This is a genomic window from Helicobacter suis HS1 (genome assembly GCF_026000295.1).
GTDB classification, from domain to species: domain Bacteria; phylum Campylobacterota; class Campylobacteria; order Campylobacterales; family Helicobacteraceae; genus Helicobacter; species Helicobacter suis.
Map to the genome: position 1 here is coordinate 1,283,762 of NZ_AP026769.1, position 18,822 is coordinate 1,302,583.

The window sequence follows — 18,822 nt, forward strand, 5'->3', positions numbered from 1 at the left end:
TGTCTTTGGCATTTGGGCACTTCACGCATTGGCTTTCCATCTAGGGTATAAACAGTGGGTAATGCCTAGCGCATCTAACCACTTACCCACTAAAAATAATTCCATGTCTTTTAAATTTTTAGGCTGTGTGTAGTAGGTGAGTAGGGGAGGGGCGATAATGGCCTGTGCTTTAGCTAGAATGAGTAAATTTTCTAGGGCAATGCTGTGCAAAGGCAATTCTCTAGGGGCTAATAGTAGTTTTTTTTGCTCCTTAAGCACCACAGCAGCCACGCGGCTTAAAAGATCATCACAGATTCCATGCGCGATTTTACTAAGAGTATTTAGACTAGCTGGAATAATAGCCATCGCATCTATGCCAAAACTTCCGGAGGCTATAGGGGCATCAATTTGTTTATGGTTAAAGAGTTGCAAAGGTCTATGCCAATTTTTAAGCATCTGTTTTAAATCTATATTCATTTCAGAGCGCGCCACTTGTTGGGCATGCGGGCTAAGAACGATAAATAAATCAATCTCTGTAGGCACACACTCCAAAAAGCGCCAAGCTAGCTGTATCCCACTAGCCCCGCTAATGCCCACTACTAATTTCACAGCACCTCCCCTTTTAATAATCCGGTGATTCTAACCTGTACCACTTTTTTACTGCGCACATTTAGCGCCTGAATCACTTGGTTTAACACACCATTTTCTAGGGCTTGTAAAGAAGTTTCTAAAAAAAGAGGGCCTTCTTTGAGTGTGGCGCTAAACCCATAAATGCTTTGATCATCATCGCCCACCGCACAAAGATTCTCATGGGCACAACAAAGGGGAGCTATGAGTTTGCGCGCGAGAGGGTTTGTGTCTTGGTATTCATCTATAGAAATGTATTGGTAACGCTCACTTATGCGCTTAGCCAATTCTAAATCGTAGTTTAAAATCATATAAGGCAAGGCAATTAAATCATCAAAATCCACCCTACCAATGGAGGCATTTAGGCTATATTTAATCCAGATTTTTTGATCTAAGCTTAACACGCCCTCTTTATTGAGAAATTGTTGCGTGCGCCATTGTAAATCTTGAGGGCTAGCTACCTTTAAAATCTGATCTAGCATTGATAAATTACCGCTAGCTAACTCTACTTTAATGGCTTGGATTTTAAAAGGGTATTTGGCATAAAACCGGGTGTAGGCTTTAGAAATAGCTTGTTCTAAAAGAAAAAGGGAAGGCTTAGCAAAAAGCCCGGTTAGACAGATAAAAAACAGCAAAAAGCGCATTAAGTCTTCTTAATCATAGAAGCCATAAGCCAATAAGTATTAGACTCAAAGCGCACTTGGATACGATCATTATTTAAGGCCTCAATCACACCCTTACCAAAGACTGAATGCATCACACAATCCCCGATATTTAAAATTTGGCATGGCAATTTGGCTTCTTTTAAAAAATGGGAGGGTTCTAAACCTGCTTGGAGTGTTCCAAAATAATTTCTTTCTTGTGCGCTACATAAATAAAGCTCCTCTTTAGCGCGCGTGATAGCCACATAGCCCAAACGGCGCTCCTCCTCTTGATCCTCTGCATTTTTGTAAGGGAAAAACTCCTCCTCAAAGCCTATAACAAAAACCACGCTAAACTCTAAACCCTTAGCTTTATGCACACTCATGCATTTAACGCCCTTAGAATCTACAATAGGGGTTTCTAAAATGATTTGTTCTAAAAAGTCTTGTATACTAGCCACACCCTTTAATTCTAAACTATCCTCCATGCAGCTCATAAAAGTCTCTTCTAAGCGTGAAAGATAATTTAACTCCTCTTTAACCTCTTCATCAGAATTAGCTAGCTCTTGCTTTTCTAGCTCTTCTTTACATATTCTAAAATAACTTGTAAAAAGAATATGTGCTTGTTCTGTATTTTTGATAGAGCGGGCGTCTTTTGCTAGATCAAAAAGAAGGGTAAAAAAATCCTGTAAAGACACATAGGAACTTGGAGATAATAGGGGTTTTAATAAGCCGGCCTGATAGGTTTTAGCAATGCTACTTGATTCTCTAGCGCATAGATTTTTAATTTTATCTAAACTGCCTTTACCGATGTGTTTGAGTTTAGGTAATAAGCGCAAAATACAATCATCTGCATGAGAATTCATAAGAGCATGTAAATAGGCTAGGCGATCTTTGATGATAGCGCGTTCATAAAAACTAATATCGCCTATGATCGTGTAGGGGATTTTAGCCTGTAATAAACCTTTTTCTACTTCTTTAGAGAGACAATTAAAGCGATACAAAATAGCCATATCCTCATAAACAACCCCCCGATTAGCCGCTTCTAAAATCTTTTTAGTGATAAAGTTATTTTCCTCTGTGGTGTTTGTAAAATGCGGGGCTTCTAGTTTTTGCACAGAACTTTGATCTTTTTGGCTAATTAAAGTTTTTTGGTAGCGCTTCTTATTGTGGACAATCAGTTCATTAGCACAGGTTAAAATTTCTTTTGTGGAGCGGTAGTTTTGTTCTAATTTGATAATTTTAGTTTGAGGAAAATATTCAGGGAAATTTAAAATATTTTCTATATCTGCCCCTCTAAACCCATAAATGCTTTGATCATCATCGCCCACCGCACAAAGATTCTCATGGGCACAACAAAAGGTTTTAATGAGTTTAAGTTGGAGAGGGTTTGTGTCTTGGTATTCATCTATAGAAATGTATTGGTAACGCTCACTTATGCGCTTAGCCAATTCTAAATCGTAGTTTAAAATCATATAAGGCAAGGCAATTAAATCATCAAAATCCACCCAGTTTTCTTTTTCTAAAGTTTCTGTGTGCGTAGATTATTAGCGCAAAAGCTTCTACGAATTGTCTGTATAGATGAGGTGGTTTTTAATCTGTGAAAAGCGCTTCGGTAGGTGTCGCTTAAAAATTTGATCGTTTTCTATACGCGTATCTTTTTTATAGGCAAGTAAAGCAGGTTTTAAGGCCTTTAAAAGTTCATTAGGGCGTTTAAGCTCAAAATCTAACCCCCGCCCTAAACGCTCCATGTGATGTTTTAAAAAGTTAAGTCCAAAGCTATGGAAAGTACAAAGTGTGGGTTTATAAGTACGCCTACCTATTAATTTCATCGCGCGCTGGTGCATTTCACTTGCTGCTTTATTCGTAAAAGTGAGGGTTAAAGTATTCTCAGGGGGGATTCCTACATAACCAATTAAATAGGCTAAACGGGTGGTTAGGGTTTTAGTTTTGCCACTGCCTGCCCCGGCTAAAACAAGCAAGGGACCTTGTACATGCTCTACCGCTCTTTTTTGTGCCGGGTTAAGATTTTGCATAAGAATTTCTATTTTATTCATGGCAAATCCTGTGCATTTTTAGGGGCTTTGATCTGGAACTGGTAATAAATAGAGTGGAAGTTATAGCTTTTAATGAGATTAAAATTGGTTAAAGCCGATTCTAAATCCCCTAGTCTTTGATAAAGTAAGCCTAATCCAAAGCGCACATCATAATTTTGTGGATCGATATTTTTAGCCAACTCTAAGACCAAGGCCGCGCTATCAAATCGTTTTAAAGCGATATAAGATAAGCTAGCAAGTTCATACACCTCCATTTCATGATCGCCTGCTTTATCTAGTAAAAAGTTATAAATAGAAACCGCCTTTTCATACTTCTTTTGAAACAAACTCATCAAACCTAGCATGCGCAATAAATCCATTCTATCCTCATCATTTGAAGCAGCACTCAAACGGGCATTGAGTGTCTCCTCTTGGCTATTGGATAAACCGGTGATAAAGATTATGCGCCACAATACTCAACGCGCCAAAGCCGAGCCATGGATAAGTTTGTCTAAATCCACTTTTTTACTGGTTAAAAAAGCATAAGCCCCTAGCATTTGGTGGATATCCCCTTTGTATTTAAGCAAAATTTCACAAAGCACATTGGTAAATGTTTTCTTGGCTAGCATTTTTTTAAGTGCGCTAGAATATTTAACTTTTAGGGGGGTATCGCGGATTTTGTGGGGCTTGTGGATTTTGCTGGGTTTGCTGGGTCTGTGGATTTTGCGGGGTTTGCGGTGTTTCTGGGGTTTGATCAACCATGTTTAACCTTTAGATATAGCGGGTTAAATAGGGCTCTAATACTTTAGGAATCTCAATAAGCCCCTCTTTTGTCTGGTAATTCTCCATGATAGCCACTAGTGTACGCCCTACAGCTAAAGAAGAGCCATTAAGGGTATGTATAAAGGCATTTTTCTTATTTTCTTTATAGCGAATCTTAGCCCGCCGCGCTTGAGAAAAGAGGCGTTGTGGAAATCATCTAATTGGGCATAGATTAAACCGGTATTATAGTGGGCAGTGGAGCTATAAGGATTGGCCTCTAAAGAGAGTTTAAATTCTTTAAGCGCTAGGCGCAAATGAGAAGTGCCAAGATGTTTAAACGCAGCGATCATGTGTAAATCCGCGCTACTAGTATTCTTGCCTTTTTCTAAAGAATTAATGGCGTCTATAAAATCCTGATTATTCTTCGCATTTATAGAAAACATCCCCTCATGGATAGCATTTAAAGAACTCTTTAAATCCATGAGTTTAAAAGGCGCGTAGTAAAAGAGGATTCGAACAATAAGCATCCCCATTCCTTCGCGTAGATTATTACTCCAAAAGCTTCTACGAATTGTCTGTACATCAAAATAATTCCGGTTTAATCTAGGTTCAATCGGGTAGGTGTCGCTTAAAATCTTTTCTTTGTGTTTGTCTTTTTTGAGTGTGTGTAATAAAGAGGCTAAAACATCTTGCGCACCTATAAAATTTCCCATACGCAAGGCAATAAGTTCTAAGGCCATTAAGGCTTCTTGATCATCTGGGTAGGCATCGTTATAGCGCCGCAAGGATTGAATAGCCCGGTCATAATCCCCAAGTCTGGCATATAAAAGCCCTAGAGTTTTATCATCTTTAGGGGTGGCGGCATTTTTAAGGTATTTGATCGCATTGGCTTCATCTCCAAACATCATGAAAATCTTAGCGGCTAAACGATTTCTTGGAGCGCTAAATAACTCCGTATCCGGATTAATCAAAGCCGAAAGGGTTTCAAAATAATGCCCGCCATAATATAAACTAAGCGCATAGGTGTAGGGATAAATGGGTTGTTTATCTAGTTGGACTAGGTAATTGGTGGTGAGTTTTAAATAACGGGTATAAAGATCCATATTATTAAGATAAAAGGCAGAGATCATCGCATCAATGGCATTAATGCTAATATTTTCCTTCGTTAAAAGGGCATTATCAAAGAATTTTAAAGCCCCGCTATAATCTTTTTGGTGCATTTTAAGCACCCCTAAATTGTGGTTAGCAAGATTAGAGGAAGTGTGTGAGATTTTGTCAAAAATGCGCAAAGCCTCATCGGTTTGCCCTTGTCTGTAGAGAATATCTGCCTTTTCAATCATGGTATTAATATGTTCTTCATTCAGATTTACATGGGGAGTTTCTTTTAAAACAGGGAGATTATTTAAAACAGAATCTTGACTTTGTTCTATTTTGCTTAGTTTTCTAGATTGTTGGGCGGCGGCCTGTTTTTGCGCGCTACTTTCCCCAAAACGCCGATTATGCGCCACAAAACTCATGATCAGTGAAACAATCACAATTAAAGCAACAAGCCCTGTTCCTCCCAAAACGGATAAATACAAGCGAGGTCTACTTTTAAGGGCGGTAAATCTCTCTTGAAAAGTCTTGGCCTGCAAGATTTGTAATAGCGGGTTTTCTTGGCTAAAGAATAATTGTAAAGTTTGGATTAAATTTCTTTTAGGGGGGTTTTGCGGATTTTGTGGGGCTTGTGGATTTTGCTGGGTTTGCTGGGTCTGTGGATTTTGCGGGGTTTGCGGTGTTTCTGGGGTTTGATCAACCATGTTTAACCTTTAGATATAGCGGGTTAAATAGGGCTCTAATACTTTAGGAATCTCAATAAGCCCCTCTTTTGTCTGGTAATTCTCCATGATAGCCACTAGTGTACGCCCTACAGCTAAAGAAGAGCCATTAAGGGTATGTACAAAGGCATTTTTCTTATTTTCTTTATAGCGAATCTTAGCCCGCCGCGCTTGAAAATCACGGGTATTGCTCACCGAGCTAATTTCGCGGTAACAATCTTGCCCGGGTAACCACACCTCAATATCTACCGTATTACTCGCGCTAAAACCCAAATCCCCGCTACAGAGTTGAACAAAGCGATGGGGCAATTCTAAAGCTTTTAAAATACCGCTAGCAATTTCTAACATTTTAGCCTGCATAGAATCGCTTTTTGTAGGGTGGGTGATAGCCACTAATTCTACTTTATCAAATTGGTGTTGGCGGATAATGCCATGTGTGTCTTTGCTTGCACTTCCGGCCTCTTTTCTAAAACATGGCGTATAAGCCGTCATTAAAATAGGCAAATCCTCAGAAAGAATGATTTCATCAGCATAAAGATTAGTCAAACTCACCTCTGAGGTGGGGATTAAATATAAATCCTCTGCTTCAACTTTAAAAAGATCTTCTTTAAATTTAGGGAGTTGGCCTGTGCCAAAAAGAGTTGTGGCATTGACTAAAATAGGGGGATTGATAATTTCAAAGCCATGTGAGGCGTTATAATCTAGCATGAAATTAATGAGTGCACGGCTAATTAATGCCCCTTCTTTGCGCAACACACTAAAACGGCTTTTGGCGATCTTAACGCCTCTATCAAATTCAATCCAGCCATTTTCTTGGGCTAGTTCGTGGTGTTCTTTAGGTTTAAAATCAAAATTTTTAGGGGTTAAAATGCGCGTAATTTCTACATTCTCACTCTCATCTTTACCAAAGGGAGTAATGGGGTCTAATAAATTAGGAATGCTGTGTAATAAAACTTCTAGTTCTTCCTCTAAAGTATTGACCCGGTGGGTTAAATGCCCTATTTTTTCTTTATTCTCCTCTAAAGCACTCTTAAGACTCATGGCTTCTTGATCGTGGTTTTTTTGTTTTTCAAAAAAGAGTTTGGAGGTTCTGTTTTTAAATTCTTGGGCTTGTTCTAGGGCTAATTTTTGTGCTTTATATTCTAATAAAAGCGTTTGTAGATTTTTAAGAATCTGCGGGTCTAAGAATCGTTTGGCTAAATTAGCCTGAATCGCTTCAAAATCATGGAGTAGCAATTTTTTATCAATCATGTTAATTCTCCTCTTGTAGTCCTAAACCCCCATTCTTTCACCCAAGCCTCTAAATACTCTTTATGCACCTCTAGGTGTAAAATCCCTTGATCGCCTTCTAAACTGCTAGCAATATTACTATTAGGTAGAGCAATAAAACTATCCCCATAAAAACGCCATGGCAAATTGCTTTGTTTAGAACGCACCATACCGATACGATTAGCCCGTGCCACTAGCATAGAATTACAAAACGCCCTAGCTTTACACACAGCGCGCCAGCGCTCAAAAGACTCAAAGGTACTAGCCGTGCTTAAAAGCACCACCTCAACCCCCTCCTCTTGCATGCACAGCCAAATTAAATCAAAATGCAATTCATACCCAAAAAGAGGGGCGATTTTAATTCCCTCTAGCATAAAGGTTAAAGGCGTACTTAATTTATCAGGCTGGGGGTTATTAAAAAAGCGCGCTTCATTCCAGTGATCATAGGGCATGAGTTTTTGCTGGGTATAAAATTGTGTGTCTTGAGGCGTGATTAAAGCAATTTGTTTCACTAATCCCTTTTGTTCTTGCAAAATAAGAGGCGCACTCATATAAAGCTGGTGTTTGTGTGCGAGTTGCTCGAGTTGTTCTAAACGCGCTAAGCTGTAGCTATTAATTTTTTCTACCTCACTCTCTAATATCTCTAAAAAAAAGGGGGTGAGTACATATTCAGGGAAAATAAGCAGCGCATTAGGTGGCATTTGTTTCACACTTTTTTGTACAAATTCCCAATCAAAATGCGCCATTTGCATGAGAAATAGATGCATTAAAGCTTTACCGCCAAAATATTAGACACGCTTTTATACATGTAATGTGCCCTCTCTACCACATCTAACCCCACAGCGCTTAATTCATCTTCTAATTCATCGCTATTGACAAACCGTTCAATAGAGGAGGGCAAATAGGTATAGGCTTTATAATTACGGCTAATAATCGTGCCTAAAATGGGCAAGATTTTAGAAGTGTAAAAATGCGTTAATGAGCCTAAAATCCCGCGTCGATCTTGACGCATAAACTCTAAAACAAGTAACACCCCTCCTTTTTTAAGAACACGGCTAAATTCTTCTAAAGCTTTTTTGCGCTCTACTACATTGCGCAAACCATAGGCGATACTGAGTAAATCAATGCTATTATCTTGCAATGTGTGCAAATTTTTAGCCTCTAAGCAAACTAGAGTAACGCACTCGGGGCGTTCTAAATTGGCTTGTGTGATTTTTTCTTGTGCTAGACGCAACATTTCAGAGGAGGGGTCAATGCCATGTATGCTAGCAATGCTACCCTTGAAATTCTTTAAGGTTTCTAGGATACAAAGCAACATATCAGCCGTCCCACAAGCCACATCAGCAACATACAGATCGTTTAAATGCCCCCTAAAAGCATAAACATGGCGCAAAGCTTCTTGAATGCTTTTACGCCGCCATTTTTGATCTTGTCTAAAACTCACAACCCGATTTGCTATATCATAGGTTTTAGCAATGGCATCAAACATGCCGATGATTTTTTCTTGTTTTTGAGAATTACGCATTAAAAGAATTTCCCCACTACTGCAAAGACAATCACGATCATACAAATCGTTGGTACTTCATTTACAAACCTAAAGAAACGAGAGCTCTTATAAGTCCCCTCTTTTTTAAGCTCTCTCATCCACTTTCTACACATAAAATGAAAGTGCAATAAAACCAGCACAAAGAGCAATTTAAGATGTAACCAGCCATGAGAAAAAAGCGCCATTGGGTTTAAAACATAAATTAAACCTAACCCGCTAAGCACGCTGATAATCATGGCTGGGGTGGCAATGGCATTAAAGAGTTTGGATTCTTGAACTTGTACAATAGCCACAAATTCCGGTTTATCGTAATTTTCGCGGTGATAGACTAATAATCTTGGCAAATAAAGCAAAGCTGCCATCCAAGAGATGATAGCCACAATATGGAGCATTTTAAGCCATAAATACACCTGCATGTTAATTCCCTAACATTTTTTTAATAGATTCTGAGGTACCGGTAAGCACCACCCATGTACCTGTTTTTTCTAATTCCTGCTTGGTGATCTCCACCCCATACTTACGCGCCTTTGCGCTTAGAATTGGTAAAGCCGGATAAGACACCCATTGGCTGATACAAATGGGGCGGATAAAGGGGACTAATTCGCTTTTTTGTAAACATAATTGGAGTGCCAAGCCATAGGCTTTCATCAACCCCCCCACCCCTAAAAGTACACCCCCAAAGTAGCGCACTACAATAACAGCCGTATTAATCAAATCCTGCCGCCTTAAAATCTCCAAAAGAGGTTTAGCGCTATTTTTAGGTTCTCTATCCTCATGTAAAACTTCCTCTAGCCTATCGCCATTCAAATAGCGGTAAGCATAGACAATATGGCGGGCTTTACAATGCTCTTTTTTAAGTTGCTCTAGGGTGTTTTTAAAATCAGCAAAGGGGAGTAAAAAGCCTAAAAAGCTAGAACCTTTAATTTGGTGTTTAGAAGAAGTAAGCGTATTGACTTGATTCATCAGTGTTGTAAATAAATTTTCATATTAGGATTTTCTAAAAGCAAAGTGTTTTTACCACGCGTGATATTAAAAGTGCCTTTCAAGTGATTATAAAAGGCTAATTCAAATGCCATAAGTTTTTCATTGCTACACACTTTACGCGAAATGCCCTTATCCTCAATATTGAGGTGATCGTCATCTCTAAAGCTATAACTAATAAAGTATTTGTTGCAATAAATCACCCCATAAGCATGGAGTTCTTTTTGATCAAACTCCACATGCCCCATAGGCGTGCTTTTAATCTTGCTTTGTTTGGCCGTCTGTTGGTTTTTCTCTATATCTGCTTGCAAACGGCTAATATTGGTTCGAATCATAGAAGCATCGGGGGGCAGATCTTTAATATCTAGGTTTTTAATATTGCGCTTTAATTCCTCTTGGAGTAACTCTAATTTATCCTTAGCCTGCGCATTTGTAGGGGGCATATTGCGATCTTCAGAATCTAAATGAGGCCTCTGGGCCTCTAAAATCAAATCTCTAAAATTAAAGGTTTGTCCGTCTAGGTCAACCCGCACAATGTGGTATTGGTTATGGCTAAAATTCTTATTTAATAAGCGCACCAACACACACCCTCCCAAAAACACCCCACAAAACACTAAAGGCAACAAAAAATAAATAAATTTTAAACTCCTTATCCTATACATTTTGATTATTAAAACTCCTTTGATCAAACCTGTATTATATCCTGATCTGCCTTAACATCACAGCGCGCGCCTATAAATCAGCGCGATTTAAGTGGGGGTGCATTAAAATTATTCGTATCCCCAATTTTAATTTTTTCAGAGTTTAGCATGCTTTATTACCTGTATTCGTGGTTTAATATTAATATTTTCCAATACCTCACTTTCCGTTCAGGCTTGGCTTTTTTTCTCAGTTTTTTTAGCTGTATGTATGCCATGCCAAAGTTTATTATCTGGGCTAAGCGCAAAAAGGCCAACCAGCCTATTTCAACCTATATCCCGCATCAAAACAAGAAAGACACGCCTACTATGGGCGGGGTGGTTTTTATGGCCACAACTTGCATCGCTTCTATTTTAACCGCCCGCTTAGATAATCTGTTTGTATTACTAGGGCTTTTCACCCTTATAGCCTTTGGGGCTCTTGGTATGCAAGATGATTACACCAAAATTAGCCGAAAAAGTAATGCCGGAATCACTTCTTATTACAAATTTGGCATTCTTACTTTGATTTCTCTAATCATTACCACCGCTCTTTATCATCTCATGAGTGAAAAAGACCTTTATTTTCCCTTCCTCAAACACCCCATTTTTTCCTTTGAAGGCCACCCTTTTTTATTAGTGGGGTTTTGGATATTAGTGTTTTTGTCTACTTCTAATGCGGTAAATCTCACCGACGGATTAGACGGCCTAGCCACCGTGCCTAGTATTTGTGTGCTGTTAAGCTTGAGCGTGTTTATTTATGTGGTGGGCAATGCTGAGTTGAGTAGATATTTGCTTTATCCTAAAGTGAGTCATAGCGGGGAGGTGATGGTGATCTCTGCGGCCTTGATTGGATCGCTTTTAGGGTTTTTGTGGTTTAACGCATTTCCAGCCGAAGTATTTATGGGAGATAGTGGGAGCTTATCTATTGGGGGTTTTATTGCCTACATGGCCATTATTACCAACAATGAAATTTTACTTATTTTAATGGGGCTTGTGTTTGTACTAGAAACTGGATCGGTGATCTTACAAGTTACTAGCTATAAAACTTGTAAGAAAAAGATTTTCCGTATGGCGCCCTTGCATCATCATTTTGAATCTAAGGGCTGGCCGGAAAATAAGATCATCTTGCGTTTTTGGATCATCGCAATTTTGAGTAATATCGTGGCGTTGTTGAGTTTAAAAGTACGCTAAAATTTTCTTTATTTTAACTTAGCTATGTTATCCTAGCGCTTTTTTAAGGTTTAAAATGGTGGAGTTTTATGATCTCATTACTTGGATACGGGCAGACTAACCGGGCTTTTGCGGCTTATTTGCATAAGAAAAATATTCCTTATTGTATCTATGATGATCAGGTTTTAACCCCCTCGCTAGACCCTTATAACCAAAAATGGCTTCCCTCTAAGATGTTTAACCCCTACGCCTCACAACTAGAAATTGTGAGCCCGGGCATTCCTTTTAACCACCCGCTAGTAGTGGCTAGTAAACATTTATGTAGCGAATATGATTACATTAAAGGGCTTTGGCAGACTAACCGCAAACATCTTCCCTTTCCAACCATTATTTTTATTAGCGGTACAAATGGCAAAACCACTACCGCTAGAATGTTAGGCTTACTCTTAAAATCTAGTAACGCCCAAGTGGGGGGCAATATTGGAATCCCCCTTATTGATCTTTACACCCAAATTAAAGCAGAGCAGCGCAAACCCCCCTATGTGTGGATTTTAGAAACCAGTTCTTTTACTTTGCACTACACTAATCATCTAGTGCCCCAAATTTATATCCTTTTGCCCCTCTCTCAAGATCATTTAAGCTGGCATGAAAACCATGAGAATTATGTGGAGGCAAAACTCAAACCCTTATCTTTTATGCAACAAGAAGGGCATGTATTTTTACACGCTTCTTTAAAAGATCACCCCACAGTTAAAGCCCTTATCAATCCCCCTAATCTAATTTTTTATCAAGATTCTAAACACCTTGCGAAACAAATGGGGTTACAAATTTCTAAAGTGCGCTTTGAAGAGCCTTTTTTATTAGATGCCTTGCTAGCTTTGAGTGTGGCTAAACTTTATTCTGGAGTAGCAGATTATGATTTACTCAACACCTATATGATCCAGCCTCATCGCATTGAGATATTTTTAGATCAAGATCAAAATACATGGGTAGATGATAGCAAAGCGACTAATATTGATGCCACACTCAAAGCCCTAGATCGTTTCAAAGGCTGTTATATCCATTTAATTTTAGGGGGCGATACAAAGGGCATGGATTTAAAGCCATTATTTGAGGTTTTAGCCCACATGCAAGTAGAAATATATGCCATTGGAGTGAGTGCGCCAATGGTTATGCAAATGGCACAAGATTATCATATCCGCGCGCATTTATGCCATGATTTAAGAATAGCGGTAGAACATATCAAACAAAACTTACGCCCCGGACAAATTGGTATGCTTTCACCCAGTGCGGCTAGTTTAGATCAATTTGCTTCTTATAAACACCGGGGCATCACCTTTAAAGAGTGCGTGTTAAAATGAGAATCAAGTTTTTTCTTTTCTTATTTTTAGCATGTTTACTAGGGGTAAGAGCAGATAGTACGCATGATAGCGATGCGATAGATTTATACCTCCTACTTAATCAAATCAACCAAATTAATGGGGTGATTTCGCGCTACCAAAAAGATCCAACTAAACGATCTGAAATTTCTTTATACAACGATCAAAAAAACGATTTAATGCATTCTTTTGCCCTCAAACTTTTAGACACGCAAGAACAAATCGGGATTAATATTGATGATAATCTCAAGCAACAAAAAACCCTCAAAAAGGCCTTACTTAAAAGTAGCGATCAGGATTTTTACACCTACATACTAGACACAATCCGCCTAAAAAATTTAGAGGTAGATGCAAACATGTATGACTTTTTAGAGGAATTGCGCACCTCGCTAGATTTTTTTAGCCAAGAAAAAGATGTCAGAAACATCACTACCCGCTATTTACTCACACTAGAAGAATACGCCTCTAAAACCTATGTTCTCCCCTCTAATACAGATAATTTTAAACAGCACAATTTCCAAGAACTCTTAGACAACCATAAAACCAAACTCAAAACCTATATTGAAGTACTTAGCTATATCCAAAAAAACCCTAGCCAAGTGCTTTCTAAAAATATCGTGCTAAGCATTGATTTAAAATGGATTTTAGAACGCGTAGCCGGTGTAATCGCACATGTCTTTCCTAGCTCTAATGGTTTACAAAGCGCTAAGATCGTTCTTTCTTTGGTTTTACTTGTATTTTTACTCGCCCTTAGAAGACTCATCACCGCCCTTTTTATCCGAGTCCTAGATTATTTTGTGCGCTTCACCCGCAAAAATACAGAGGTACAACAAAAAATCCGCAAAAGCATCATCACCCCCATTTCTACCTTTTTATTCATCTATAGCTTTGATATTTCTATTGACATTCTTTACTACCCTCACCCCACCCCAACTAAGTTTTCTATGTATTTGGGGGTGGTTTATATTTTGCTATTTGCTTGGCTTTTTATGGCCTTGTTTAAGGCTTATGGGGCAGCTCTTATTGCCACTTTAGCCTCTAAGAGCAATGGATTAAGAAGAGAAGTGATTAATTTGATCTTAAAAATTGCCTACTTCTTTATCTTTGTCATCACCACTTTATGGGTACTCAAACAACTAGGCTTTGATATTTCTACGATCGTGGCGTCTTTGGGTATTGGCGGGTTGGCTGTGGCTTTGGCGGTTAAAGATGTTTTGGCTAACTTTTTTGCCTCTGTGATTTTATTACTAGATAATTCCTTTTCTCAGGGCGATTGGATTGTATGCGGCGAAGTGGAGGGCACGGTCGTAGAAATGGGATTAAGACGCACCACAGTTAGGGGATTTGATAACGCCTTATTTTTTGTGCCTAACTCTGAGCTAGCCGGTAAATCTATTCGCAACTGGAATCGGCGCAAAGTCGGGCGGCGCATTAAAATGAATATCGGGCTTACTTATAGCTCCTCTAGTGAGGCGTTACAAAAATGCGTACTAGGCATTCGCACCATGCTTGAGCAACACCCCAATATTGCCAAAGATAACGATCTAGACCTTGCCTCCAAACAACAACTTAGTGGCGATCAGCACGCGATGATGATGGGTTATCAAAACATCGTTTCTTTAGATGATTTAGCCGGTTATAAATCTAATTTGTTTGTGTATTTAGATAATTTTGGCGACAGCTCCATTAATATTTTTGTGTATTGTTTTTCTAAAACCATCGTTTGGGGAGAATGGTTAGCCGTTAAAGAGGATGTGATGCTTAAAATCATGAAAATAGTAGAGGATAATGGCTTGAGTTTTGCTTTCCCCTCTCAGAGTGTTTATATTGAAAGCATGCCTAAAACACCGGTTTAATCCAAACTTAGGAGAGTTCCATGCCTTTTTTCAAAAATCTTAAGTTAGGCACTAAAGTAGCCTTCGTGATTTCTGTAATCTTGGTTTTATCCTTTCTCTTTTTAGGGACTTATTATACTACAAAAATCACTTCTGTACTAGTTAATAGTGCCAATGAGAGGGTTAAAATCTTGGCTAGTAGCCAAGCAACTAAAATTACACTCGAGCTTAAAAATGCAAGCCAAACTTTGATTGACTATGTGAACTAGTTTTCAGGCGGTGGTTATGTCTTATTAAAAAATGCCAGTCATGCCGAGTTTCAAGACAACATCAGCAAACTTTGCATGAGTAGCGAATTTTTCAAAGGAAGTTTTTTACTTTTTTTACAAGATAACAAACCCACCGCTAGCTACGAGGCAACTCAATTACCAGATGGCCGGATCGTGCTTTCTAATAATACAAAATCTATTTGGACATCAGATGTTGTTGCTCGAGTGATTAAAATCCGTGGATTTAGCCGTACCCATACAGAGTTTATGAAATTTGCAGACAAAACAACTTATTTTGGTTTTATCATCGCCGCCCCTATTTTAGATCAAGCACGCAATTTAAAAGCCATTGTGGGGGTTTTTGTAAGTTTTGATTACATTCAAGATCACTACTTCCCCACGCATTCAAAAGAAAATGGCTTTGTGATAGGCTCTAGGGATCGTATTTTTGCAATCAATAGAGACCACACTTTGCAAGGCAAGGTTTTTACAGATGTCATGCAAGCAGCTGAGGCTAAATCGGTACTTGATTTTAGAAAAAACGCCCAACCGGGGGATAGCATGACCACTAGCTTTTATTCTGATGTCTTGCATGGCGATATCATTTTAGCCCTTTATGATGTAAACCCTTATAGCAACTTAACAGAACCTGTCAATTGGGTCATTGGATCAGCTGTCTTAAGAAAAGATGTGTACCACGTCGTGCATAAGGCGCAGTTAGCAGCTATTTTAATTTGTCTAGTGGCTCTTTTAATCGCCGTTACTATCATGGTTTTTTACATTAAAAACCAAATTGTTTGGCGGATTTCAAGAGTTGTGGCAACTTTGGATAGTTTCTTTAGGCTTTTAAACCACGAGGAAAATGTCAAGCTTGAGATTTATCACTCCACCCAAAAAGATGAAATTGGTTGGATGTTAGACTCCATTAATTCTAATGTGGCCAATATCCAGCAAACTTTCCATGATGATAATGACGCGGTGGTAGAAGCCACCCGCTTGGCCTCTGATGTACAAAAAGGAATCATTGTCTTTAATGAAAGCCATGCCAATGCTAAAACCCCTAAACTCTCTGAGCTTATCCGTGTTACCCATTCTATGGTGAGTGATTTAGAGAAAAAAATCGGCTCGGATTTAAATAAAATCTTAGCTGTGGTGCATGCCTATCAAGACTTAGATTTTACCGCAAGAGTAGAAAATGCTAAAGGAGAGATTGAAGTTTCTGTTAACCAGTTAGGTACAGAGGTTAGTGAAATGCTTAGCACTTCTTTATCTTTTGCAAATACACTTAACGCAAAAGCCATTGATTTAAAGGCTAGCATGGAAAAACTCTCTTCAAGCTCTACTAAACAATCTGAGGGGATCAAAATAACCACACAAAACATTGAAGGCATCACCCAGCATATCAACGATGTGAGCACTAAGAGCGATGAGATGATCGCCCAAAGCCAAGATATTAAAGGCATTGTAGAGATCATTAGAGATATTGCCGATCAAACCAATTTATTAGCCCTTAATGCGGCTATTGAAGCAGCGCGCGCGGGTGAACATGGACGCGGGTTTGCGGTGGTGGCTGATGAGGTGAGAAAACTAGCTGAGCGCACGCAAAAGTCTTTAAGTGAAATTGAATCTAGCATTAATGTTTTATTACAAAGCATTGCGGATAACTCAGCAGCTAGTGAAGTGCCCAAATGCTAAAGACATTTGGGCTTCCTAGGCTGATGTTGCCCGTAGGGAGAGTTTGGTTCTCACTCTGTGTCCCTATAGTAGGGATTTTACAGAGTTTGAGCTCCAACGCATTCCCTACAGGTCTCACACATCATATCTCCAAAGGCGTAACTTCCGACACTTCCTGCCGTAGATACGAATGTATGGGGACATTATACCACAAATTAGTGGCATTCATCCCACCCGCTAAAGACGAGTGGGATTTCTGCCGGAGAGTTTTAAAAGCCAAGCTTCAGCTGTATTAGATATTAATAAGGCTATGGGAGAATTTGATGCGAATTTAGCCCATAATTTAGACATTTCTCAAGGGTGTTTGGGCATTAGCCAAGATATTGAGCGCATCGCTACAAATATCTTAGAGGATATGAATAAAAAGAAATTTTAAAGGATTAAAATGGAGAAAGTGTTAGAAAGTACGAGCCAATTTTATCCCACACAGATGTCTAAGATCAAAAAATGGATCATCAAATGGCAAACAAGGTCTTTAGGCAAACGGTTAAATGTGGATATTTTGATCTTATCGGTGTTGCTTTTTTCCGATCGCTTTAATTTGCAAGCACAGTTAGAAAGGGCTAAGCACTATTTAGAAAAAACCATCAATCCGTGTTTAGTTTGCCGTGTTTTTGATCGGATTTGTATTAATTTAATGGAATATGCTTCCGATGAACATCTTTATTTGAAAGATAGAGGACGGGTATTTGAACTCTTAGTACAAAATATCCAGCTCTACCATGTGGTTTTAGACATGTGGGAGGAGGAGGACTATCAAGATCAAAGAGATATTTTAAAAGTTGCGGTACAAAATGCCTATGATAAGCGCTATAGTTTAGATGCAGAGAGTCAGCGTTTTTTAACCTACCAAACACGCATTTTTGCTAATAAACATTTATAACACACTCCCCACACTCAAAACCAATTAGGTGAAGTTAAACAGGTGGGGGCTAAGGATTGGGGGTTTTAAAACTCCCATACATTATCTTATTAGAATTATTAAAAATATCTTAAATTCAGCATAACTTCAGTTTTAAAGATTAGAATAACGCTTCTTGACTGAAAGGAAAGAGATGACAAAGTCTGTTAAACCAACTGAGATCAAGCGCGCATGGGTTGTGCTTGATGCTAAAAATCAAATTTTTGGACGCCTGATTACACAGGTTGCAACCCTTTTAAGAGGCAAGCATCGCCCCTTTTATACCCCCCATGTAGATTGTGGGGATTTTGTGGTGGTGATTAATGCCTCCCATGTGAAATTCTCCGGGCTTAATAAACTACGCGATAAGCAATATTTCACCCATTCGGGTTATTTTGGGAGCACCAAGAGCAAAACGCTAGAGGAAATGTTAGAAAAAGCACCGGAAAAACTCTTTTTCCTAGCCGTGCGTGGCATGTTGCCTAAAACTAAGCTAGGGCGCGCGATGCTTAAAAAATTAAAGGTTTATAAAGATGAAAAACACCCCCACACTGCCCAAGTTGGCCAAAAGGATAACTAGATGACAAAATTTTATGCCACAGGGAAAAGAAAAAGCGCCATTGCTAAAGTTTGGCTCTGGCATGGCAAAGGCGAGCTTGATATTAATGGCATGGATTTAGACACTTGGCTAGGCGGGCATGAATCTATCAAAATGAAAGTGATGCAACCTTTAGTTCTGACCCAACAAAAAGACCTTGTTAACATTAAGGCAGTGGTTTTTGGGGGCGGGTATAGTGCACAGGCAGAAGCACTTAGGCATGGCATTTCTAAAGCACTAGATAGCTATGATAGCGCTTTTAGGGCGATTTTAAAACCTAAGGGTTTATTAACAAGGGATTCTCGTGTGGTTGAGCGGAAAAAATATGGGAAACGCAAGGCAAGACGCAGCCCACAATTCTCCAAACGATAGAGATTTTAGGGGGGTGTACTCCCATTGTGGTTTTCTTGATTCAGACTATAACACTAGTTTAAATCTAGTTAAACACTTCATCAGGGCTCTTAGCCAAATTGGCCTAGACATGGCGGCTTTATTAACTGATTTAAAAACAAGTCAGTTAATAACTAACTAGAAACTAAGAAACCAACAAAAATCCCATGCTTTTAGCCTATAGATTTATAGAATTTTATAGGTTTGT

Annotated in this window: 21 protein-coding genes and 2 pseudogenes; 9 read left to right on the forward strand and 14 right to left on the reverse strand. The window is 38.9% G+C overall.

Annotated elements, in window-relative coordinates; genetic code table 11:
- Positions 1 to 21: 21 nt before the first annotated feature.
- The 14 genes and pseudogenes from OO773_RS07015 to OO773_RS07085 form a co-directional block, all read right to left on the reverse strand.
- Positions 22 to 588 carry a UbiX family flavin prenyltransferase gene (locus tag OO773_RS07015; protein WP_006563819.1) on the reverse strand — a complete coding sequence of 189 codons (567 nt, stop codon included), beginning with the start codon at positions 586 to 588 and terminating at the stop codon, positions 22 to 24.
- Positions 585 to 1,250: a UvrD-helicase domain-containing protein gene (locus tag OO773_RS07025; protein ID WP_406600076.1), complete on the reverse strand. Its 666-nt coding sequence runs from the start codon at positions 1,248 to 1,250 to the stop codon at positions 585 to 587. The genes OO773_RS07015 and OO773_RS07025 overlap by 4 nt, the downstream gene beginning before the upstream one ends.
- Positions 1,250 to 2,578 carry an ATP-dependent helicase gene (locus OO773_RS07030; protein ID WP_406600085.1) on the reverse strand — a complete coding sequence of 443 codons (1,329 nt, stop codon included), beginning with the start codon at positions 2,576 to 2,578 and terminating at the stop codon, positions 1,250 to 1,252. Before OO773_RS07030 ends, OO773_RS07025 begins: the two co-directional genes overlap by 1 nt.
- Positions 2,561 to 3,304 (reverse strand): annotated as a pseudogene (locus OO773_RS07035) (UvrD-helicase domain-containing protein); the annotation flags it as partial. The gene OO773_RS07030 and the pseudogene OO773_RS07035, both read right to left, overlap by 18 nt.
- Positions 3,301 to 3,756 carry a tetratricopeptide repeat protein gene (locus tag OO773_RS07040; protein ID WP_264828504.1) on the reverse strand — a complete coding sequence of 152 codons (456 nt, stop codon included), beginning with the start codon at positions 3,754 to 3,756 and terminating at the stop codon, positions 3,301 to 3,303. The pseudogene OO773_RS07035 and the gene OO773_RS07040, both read right to left, overlap by 4 nt.
- A 3-nt stretch (positions 3,757 to 3,759) precedes the next feature.
- Positions 3,760 to 4,041 (reverse strand): hypothetical protein, encoded by a 282-nt coding sequence (locus OO773_RS07045; RefSeq protein WP_264828505.1) that lies wholly within the window; start codon positions 4,039 to 4,041, stop codon positions 3,760 to 3,762.
- 13 nt (positions 4,042 to 4,054) lie between these two features.
- Positions 4,055 to 4,237, reverse strand: a pseudogene (locus OO773_RS07050) (serine--tRNA ligase); the annotation flags it as partial.
- On the reverse strand, positions 4,159 to 5,844 hold the full coding sequence (locus OO773_RS09865) for a tetratricopeptide repeat protein (protein ID WP_319952017.1): 1,686 nt from the start codon (positions 5,842 to 5,844) through the stop codon (positions 4,159 to 4,161). The gene OO773_RS09865 and the pseudogene OO773_RS07050, both read right to left, overlap by 79 nt.
- Before the next feature lie 9 nt (positions 5,845 to 5,853).
- Positions 5,854 to 7,113: a serine--tRNA ligase gene (serS, locus tag OO773_RS07060; RefSeq protein WP_034375792.1), complete on the reverse strand. Its 1,260-nt coding sequence runs from the start codon at positions 7,111 to 7,113 to the stop codon at positions 5,854 to 5,856.
- Positions 7,110 to 7,898 (reverse strand): carbon-nitrogen hydrolase family protein, encoded by a 789-nt coding sequence (locus tag OO773_RS07065; RefSeq protein WP_006563824.1) that lies wholly within the window; start codon positions 7,896 to 7,898, stop codon positions 7,110 to 7,112. Before OO773_RS07065 ends, serS begins: the two co-directional genes overlap by 4 nt.
- On the reverse strand, positions 7,898 to 8,656 hold the full coding sequence (ubiE, locus tag OO773_RS07070; RefSeq protein ID WP_232048839.1) for a bifunctional demethylmenaquinone methyltransferase/2-methoxy-6-polyprenyl-1,4-benzoquinol methylase UbiE: 759 nt from the start codon (positions 8,654 to 8,656) through the stop codon (positions 7,898 to 7,900). Before ubiE ends, OO773_RS07065 begins: the two co-directional genes overlap by 1 nt.
- Entirely contained in the window at positions 8,656 to 9,093 is a 438-nt protein-coding gene (gene hemJ, locus OO773_RS07075; protein WP_034375791.1) for a protoporphyrinogen oxidase HemJ, read from the reverse strand. Before hemJ ends, ubiE begins: the two co-directional genes overlap by 1 nt.
- A 1-nt stretch (position 9,094) precedes the next feature.
- A complete protein-coding gene (locus tag OO773_RS07080; RefSeq protein ID WP_006563827.1) occupies positions 9,095 to 9,640 on the reverse strand; it encodes a YigZ family protein in 546 nt (181 codons plus the stop codon).
- Complete coding sequence (locus OO773_RS07085; protein ID WP_232048837.1) at positions 9,640 to 10,320, reverse strand: META domain-containing protein; 681 nt, start codon at positions 10,318 to 10,320, stop codon at positions 9,640 to 9,642. Before OO773_RS07085 ends, OO773_RS07080 begins: the two co-directional genes overlap by 1 nt.
- A 147-nt stretch (positions 10,321 to 10,467) precedes the next feature.
- On the opposite strand from OO773_RS07085, the gene mraY reads away from it, so the two are divergent.
- The 9 genes from mraY to rpsI all read left to right on the forward strand — a co-directional run bounded on the left by mraY (position 10,468) and on the right by rpsI (position 18,596).
- Complete coding sequence (gene mraY / locus OO773_RS07090; protein WP_006563829.1) at positions 10,468 to 11,529, forward strand: phospho-N-acetylmuramoyl-pentapeptide-transferase; 1,062 nt, start codon at positions 10,468 to 10,470, stop codon at positions 11,527 to 11,529.
- Between the two features lie 68 nt (positions 11,530 to 11,597).
- Complete coding sequence (gene murD / locus OO773_RS07095; RefSeq protein ID WP_006563830.1) at positions 11,598 to 12,869, forward strand: UDP-N-acetylmuramoyl-L-alanine--D-glutamate ligase; 1,272 nt, start codon at positions 11,598 to 11,600, stop codon at positions 12,867 to 12,869.
- A complete protein-coding gene (locus tag OO773_RS07100) occupies positions 12,866 to 14,743 on the forward strand; it encodes a mechanosensitive ion channel family protein (RefSeq protein WP_232048835.1) in 1,878 nt (625 codons plus the stop codon). The genes murD and OO773_RS07100 overlap by 4 nt, the downstream gene beginning before the upstream one ends.
- Positions 14,744 to 14,763: 20 nt before the next feature.
- Positions 14,764 to 14,991, forward strand: coding sequence for a hypothetical protein (locus tag OO773_RS07105; protein ID WP_050780123.1), 228 nt, complete (start codon positions 14,764 to 14,766; stop codon positions 14,989 to 14,991).
- Positions 14,992 to 15,066: 75 nt separating this feature from the next.
- Positions 15,067 to 16,686, forward strand: coding sequence for a methyl-accepting chemotaxis protein (locus tag OO773_RS09870; protein WP_073115386.1), 1,620 nt, complete (start codon positions 15,067 to 15,069; stop codon positions 16,684 to 16,686).
- Positions 16,687 to 16,912: 226 nt separating this feature from the next.
- On the forward strand, positions 16,913 to 17,101 hold the full coding sequence (locus tag OO773_RS07115) for a hypothetical protein (RefSeq protein ID WP_064429910.1): 189 nt from the start codon (positions 16,913 to 16,915) through the stop codon (positions 17,099 to 17,101).
- Between the two features lie 3 nt (positions 17,102 to 17,104).
- The gene (locus tag OO773_RS07120) at positions 17,105 to 17,608 is read left to right on the forward strand and encodes a hypothetical protein (protein WP_006564283.1); all 504 of its coding nucleotides are present in this window, start codon (positions 17,105 to 17,107) and stop codon (positions 17,606 to 17,608) included.
- Positions 17,609 to 17,780: 172 nt separating this feature from the next.
- Positions 17,781 to 18,206 carry a 50S ribosomal protein L13 gene (gene rplM, locus OO773_RS07125; protein ID WP_034376980.1) on the forward strand — a complete coding sequence of 142 codons (426 nt, stop codon included), beginning with the start codon at positions 17,781 to 17,783 and terminating at the stop codon, positions 18,204 to 18,206.
- Positions 18,207 to 18,596, forward strand: coding sequence for a 30S ribosomal protein S9 (gene rpsI / locus OO773_RS07130; protein WP_006564281.1), 390 nt, complete (start codon positions 18,207 to 18,209; stop codon positions 18,594 to 18,596). It begins immediately after the preceding gene.
- The last annotated feature ends 226 nt before the right edge of the window (positions 18,597 to 18,822 follow it).

Excerpts from the sequence above, each read along its gene's own strand:
- OO773_RS07025 (WP_406600076.1), bottom strand. The coding sequence starts at position 1,250 with ATGCGCTTTTTGCTGTTTTTTATCTGTCTAACCGGGCTTTTTGCTAAG.
- OO773_RS09865 (WP_319952017.1), bottom strand. The coding sequence starts at position 5,844 with ATGGTTGATCAAACCCCAGAAACACCGCAAACCCCGCAAAATCCACAG.
- rpsI (WP_006564281.1), top strand. The coding sequence starts at position 18,207 with ATGACAAAATTTTATGCCACAGGGAAAAGAAAAAGCGCCATTGCTAAA.
- mraY (WP_006563829.1), top strand. The coding sequence starts at position 10,468 with ATGCTTTATTACCTGTATTCGTGGTTTAATATTAATATTTTCCAATAC.
- serS (WP_034375792.1), bottom strand. The coding sequence starts at position 7,113 with ATGATTGATAAAAAATTGCTACTCCATGATTTTGAAGCGATTCAGGCT.
- rplM (WP_034376980.1), top strand. The coding sequence starts at position 17,781 with ATGACAAAGTCTGTTAAACCAACTGAGATCAAGCGCGCATGGGTTGTG.
- ubiE (WP_232048839.1), bottom strand. The coding sequence starts at position 8,656 with ATGCGTAATTCTCAAAAACAAGAAAAAATCATCGGCATGTTTGATGCC.
- hemJ (WP_034375791.1), bottom strand. The coding sequence starts at position 9,093 with ATGCAGGTGTATTTATGGCTTAAAATGCTCCATATTGTGGCTATCATC.
- OO773_RS09870 (WP_073115386.1), top strand. The coding sequence starts at position 15,067 with ATGAGTAGCGAATTTTTCAAAGGAAGTTTTTTACTTTTTTTACAAGAT.
- OO773_RS07100 (WP_232048835.1), top strand. The coding sequence starts at position 12,866 with ATGAGAATCAAGTTTTTTCTTTTCTTATTTTTAGCATGTTTACTAGGG.
- OO773_RS07085 (WP_232048837.1), bottom strand. The coding sequence starts at position 10,320 with ATGTATAGGATAAGGAGTTTAAAATTTATTTATTTTTTGTTGCCTTTA.
- murD (WP_006563830.1), top strand. The coding sequence starts at position 11,598 with ATGATCTCATTACTTGGATACGGGCAGACTAACCGGGCTTTTGCGGCT.
- OO773_RS07105 (WP_050780123.1), top strand. The coding sequence starts at position 14,764 with ATGCCTTTTTTCAAAAATCTTAAGTTAGGCACTAAAGTAGCCTTCGTG.
- OO773_RS07080 (WP_006563827.1), bottom strand. The coding sequence starts at position 9,640 with ATGAATCAAGTCAATACGCTTACTTCTTCTAAACACCAAATTAAAGGT.
- OO773_RS07065 (WP_006563824.1), bottom strand. The coding sequence starts at position 7,898 with ATGCATCTATTTCTCATGCAAATGGCGCATTTTGATTGGGAATTTGTA.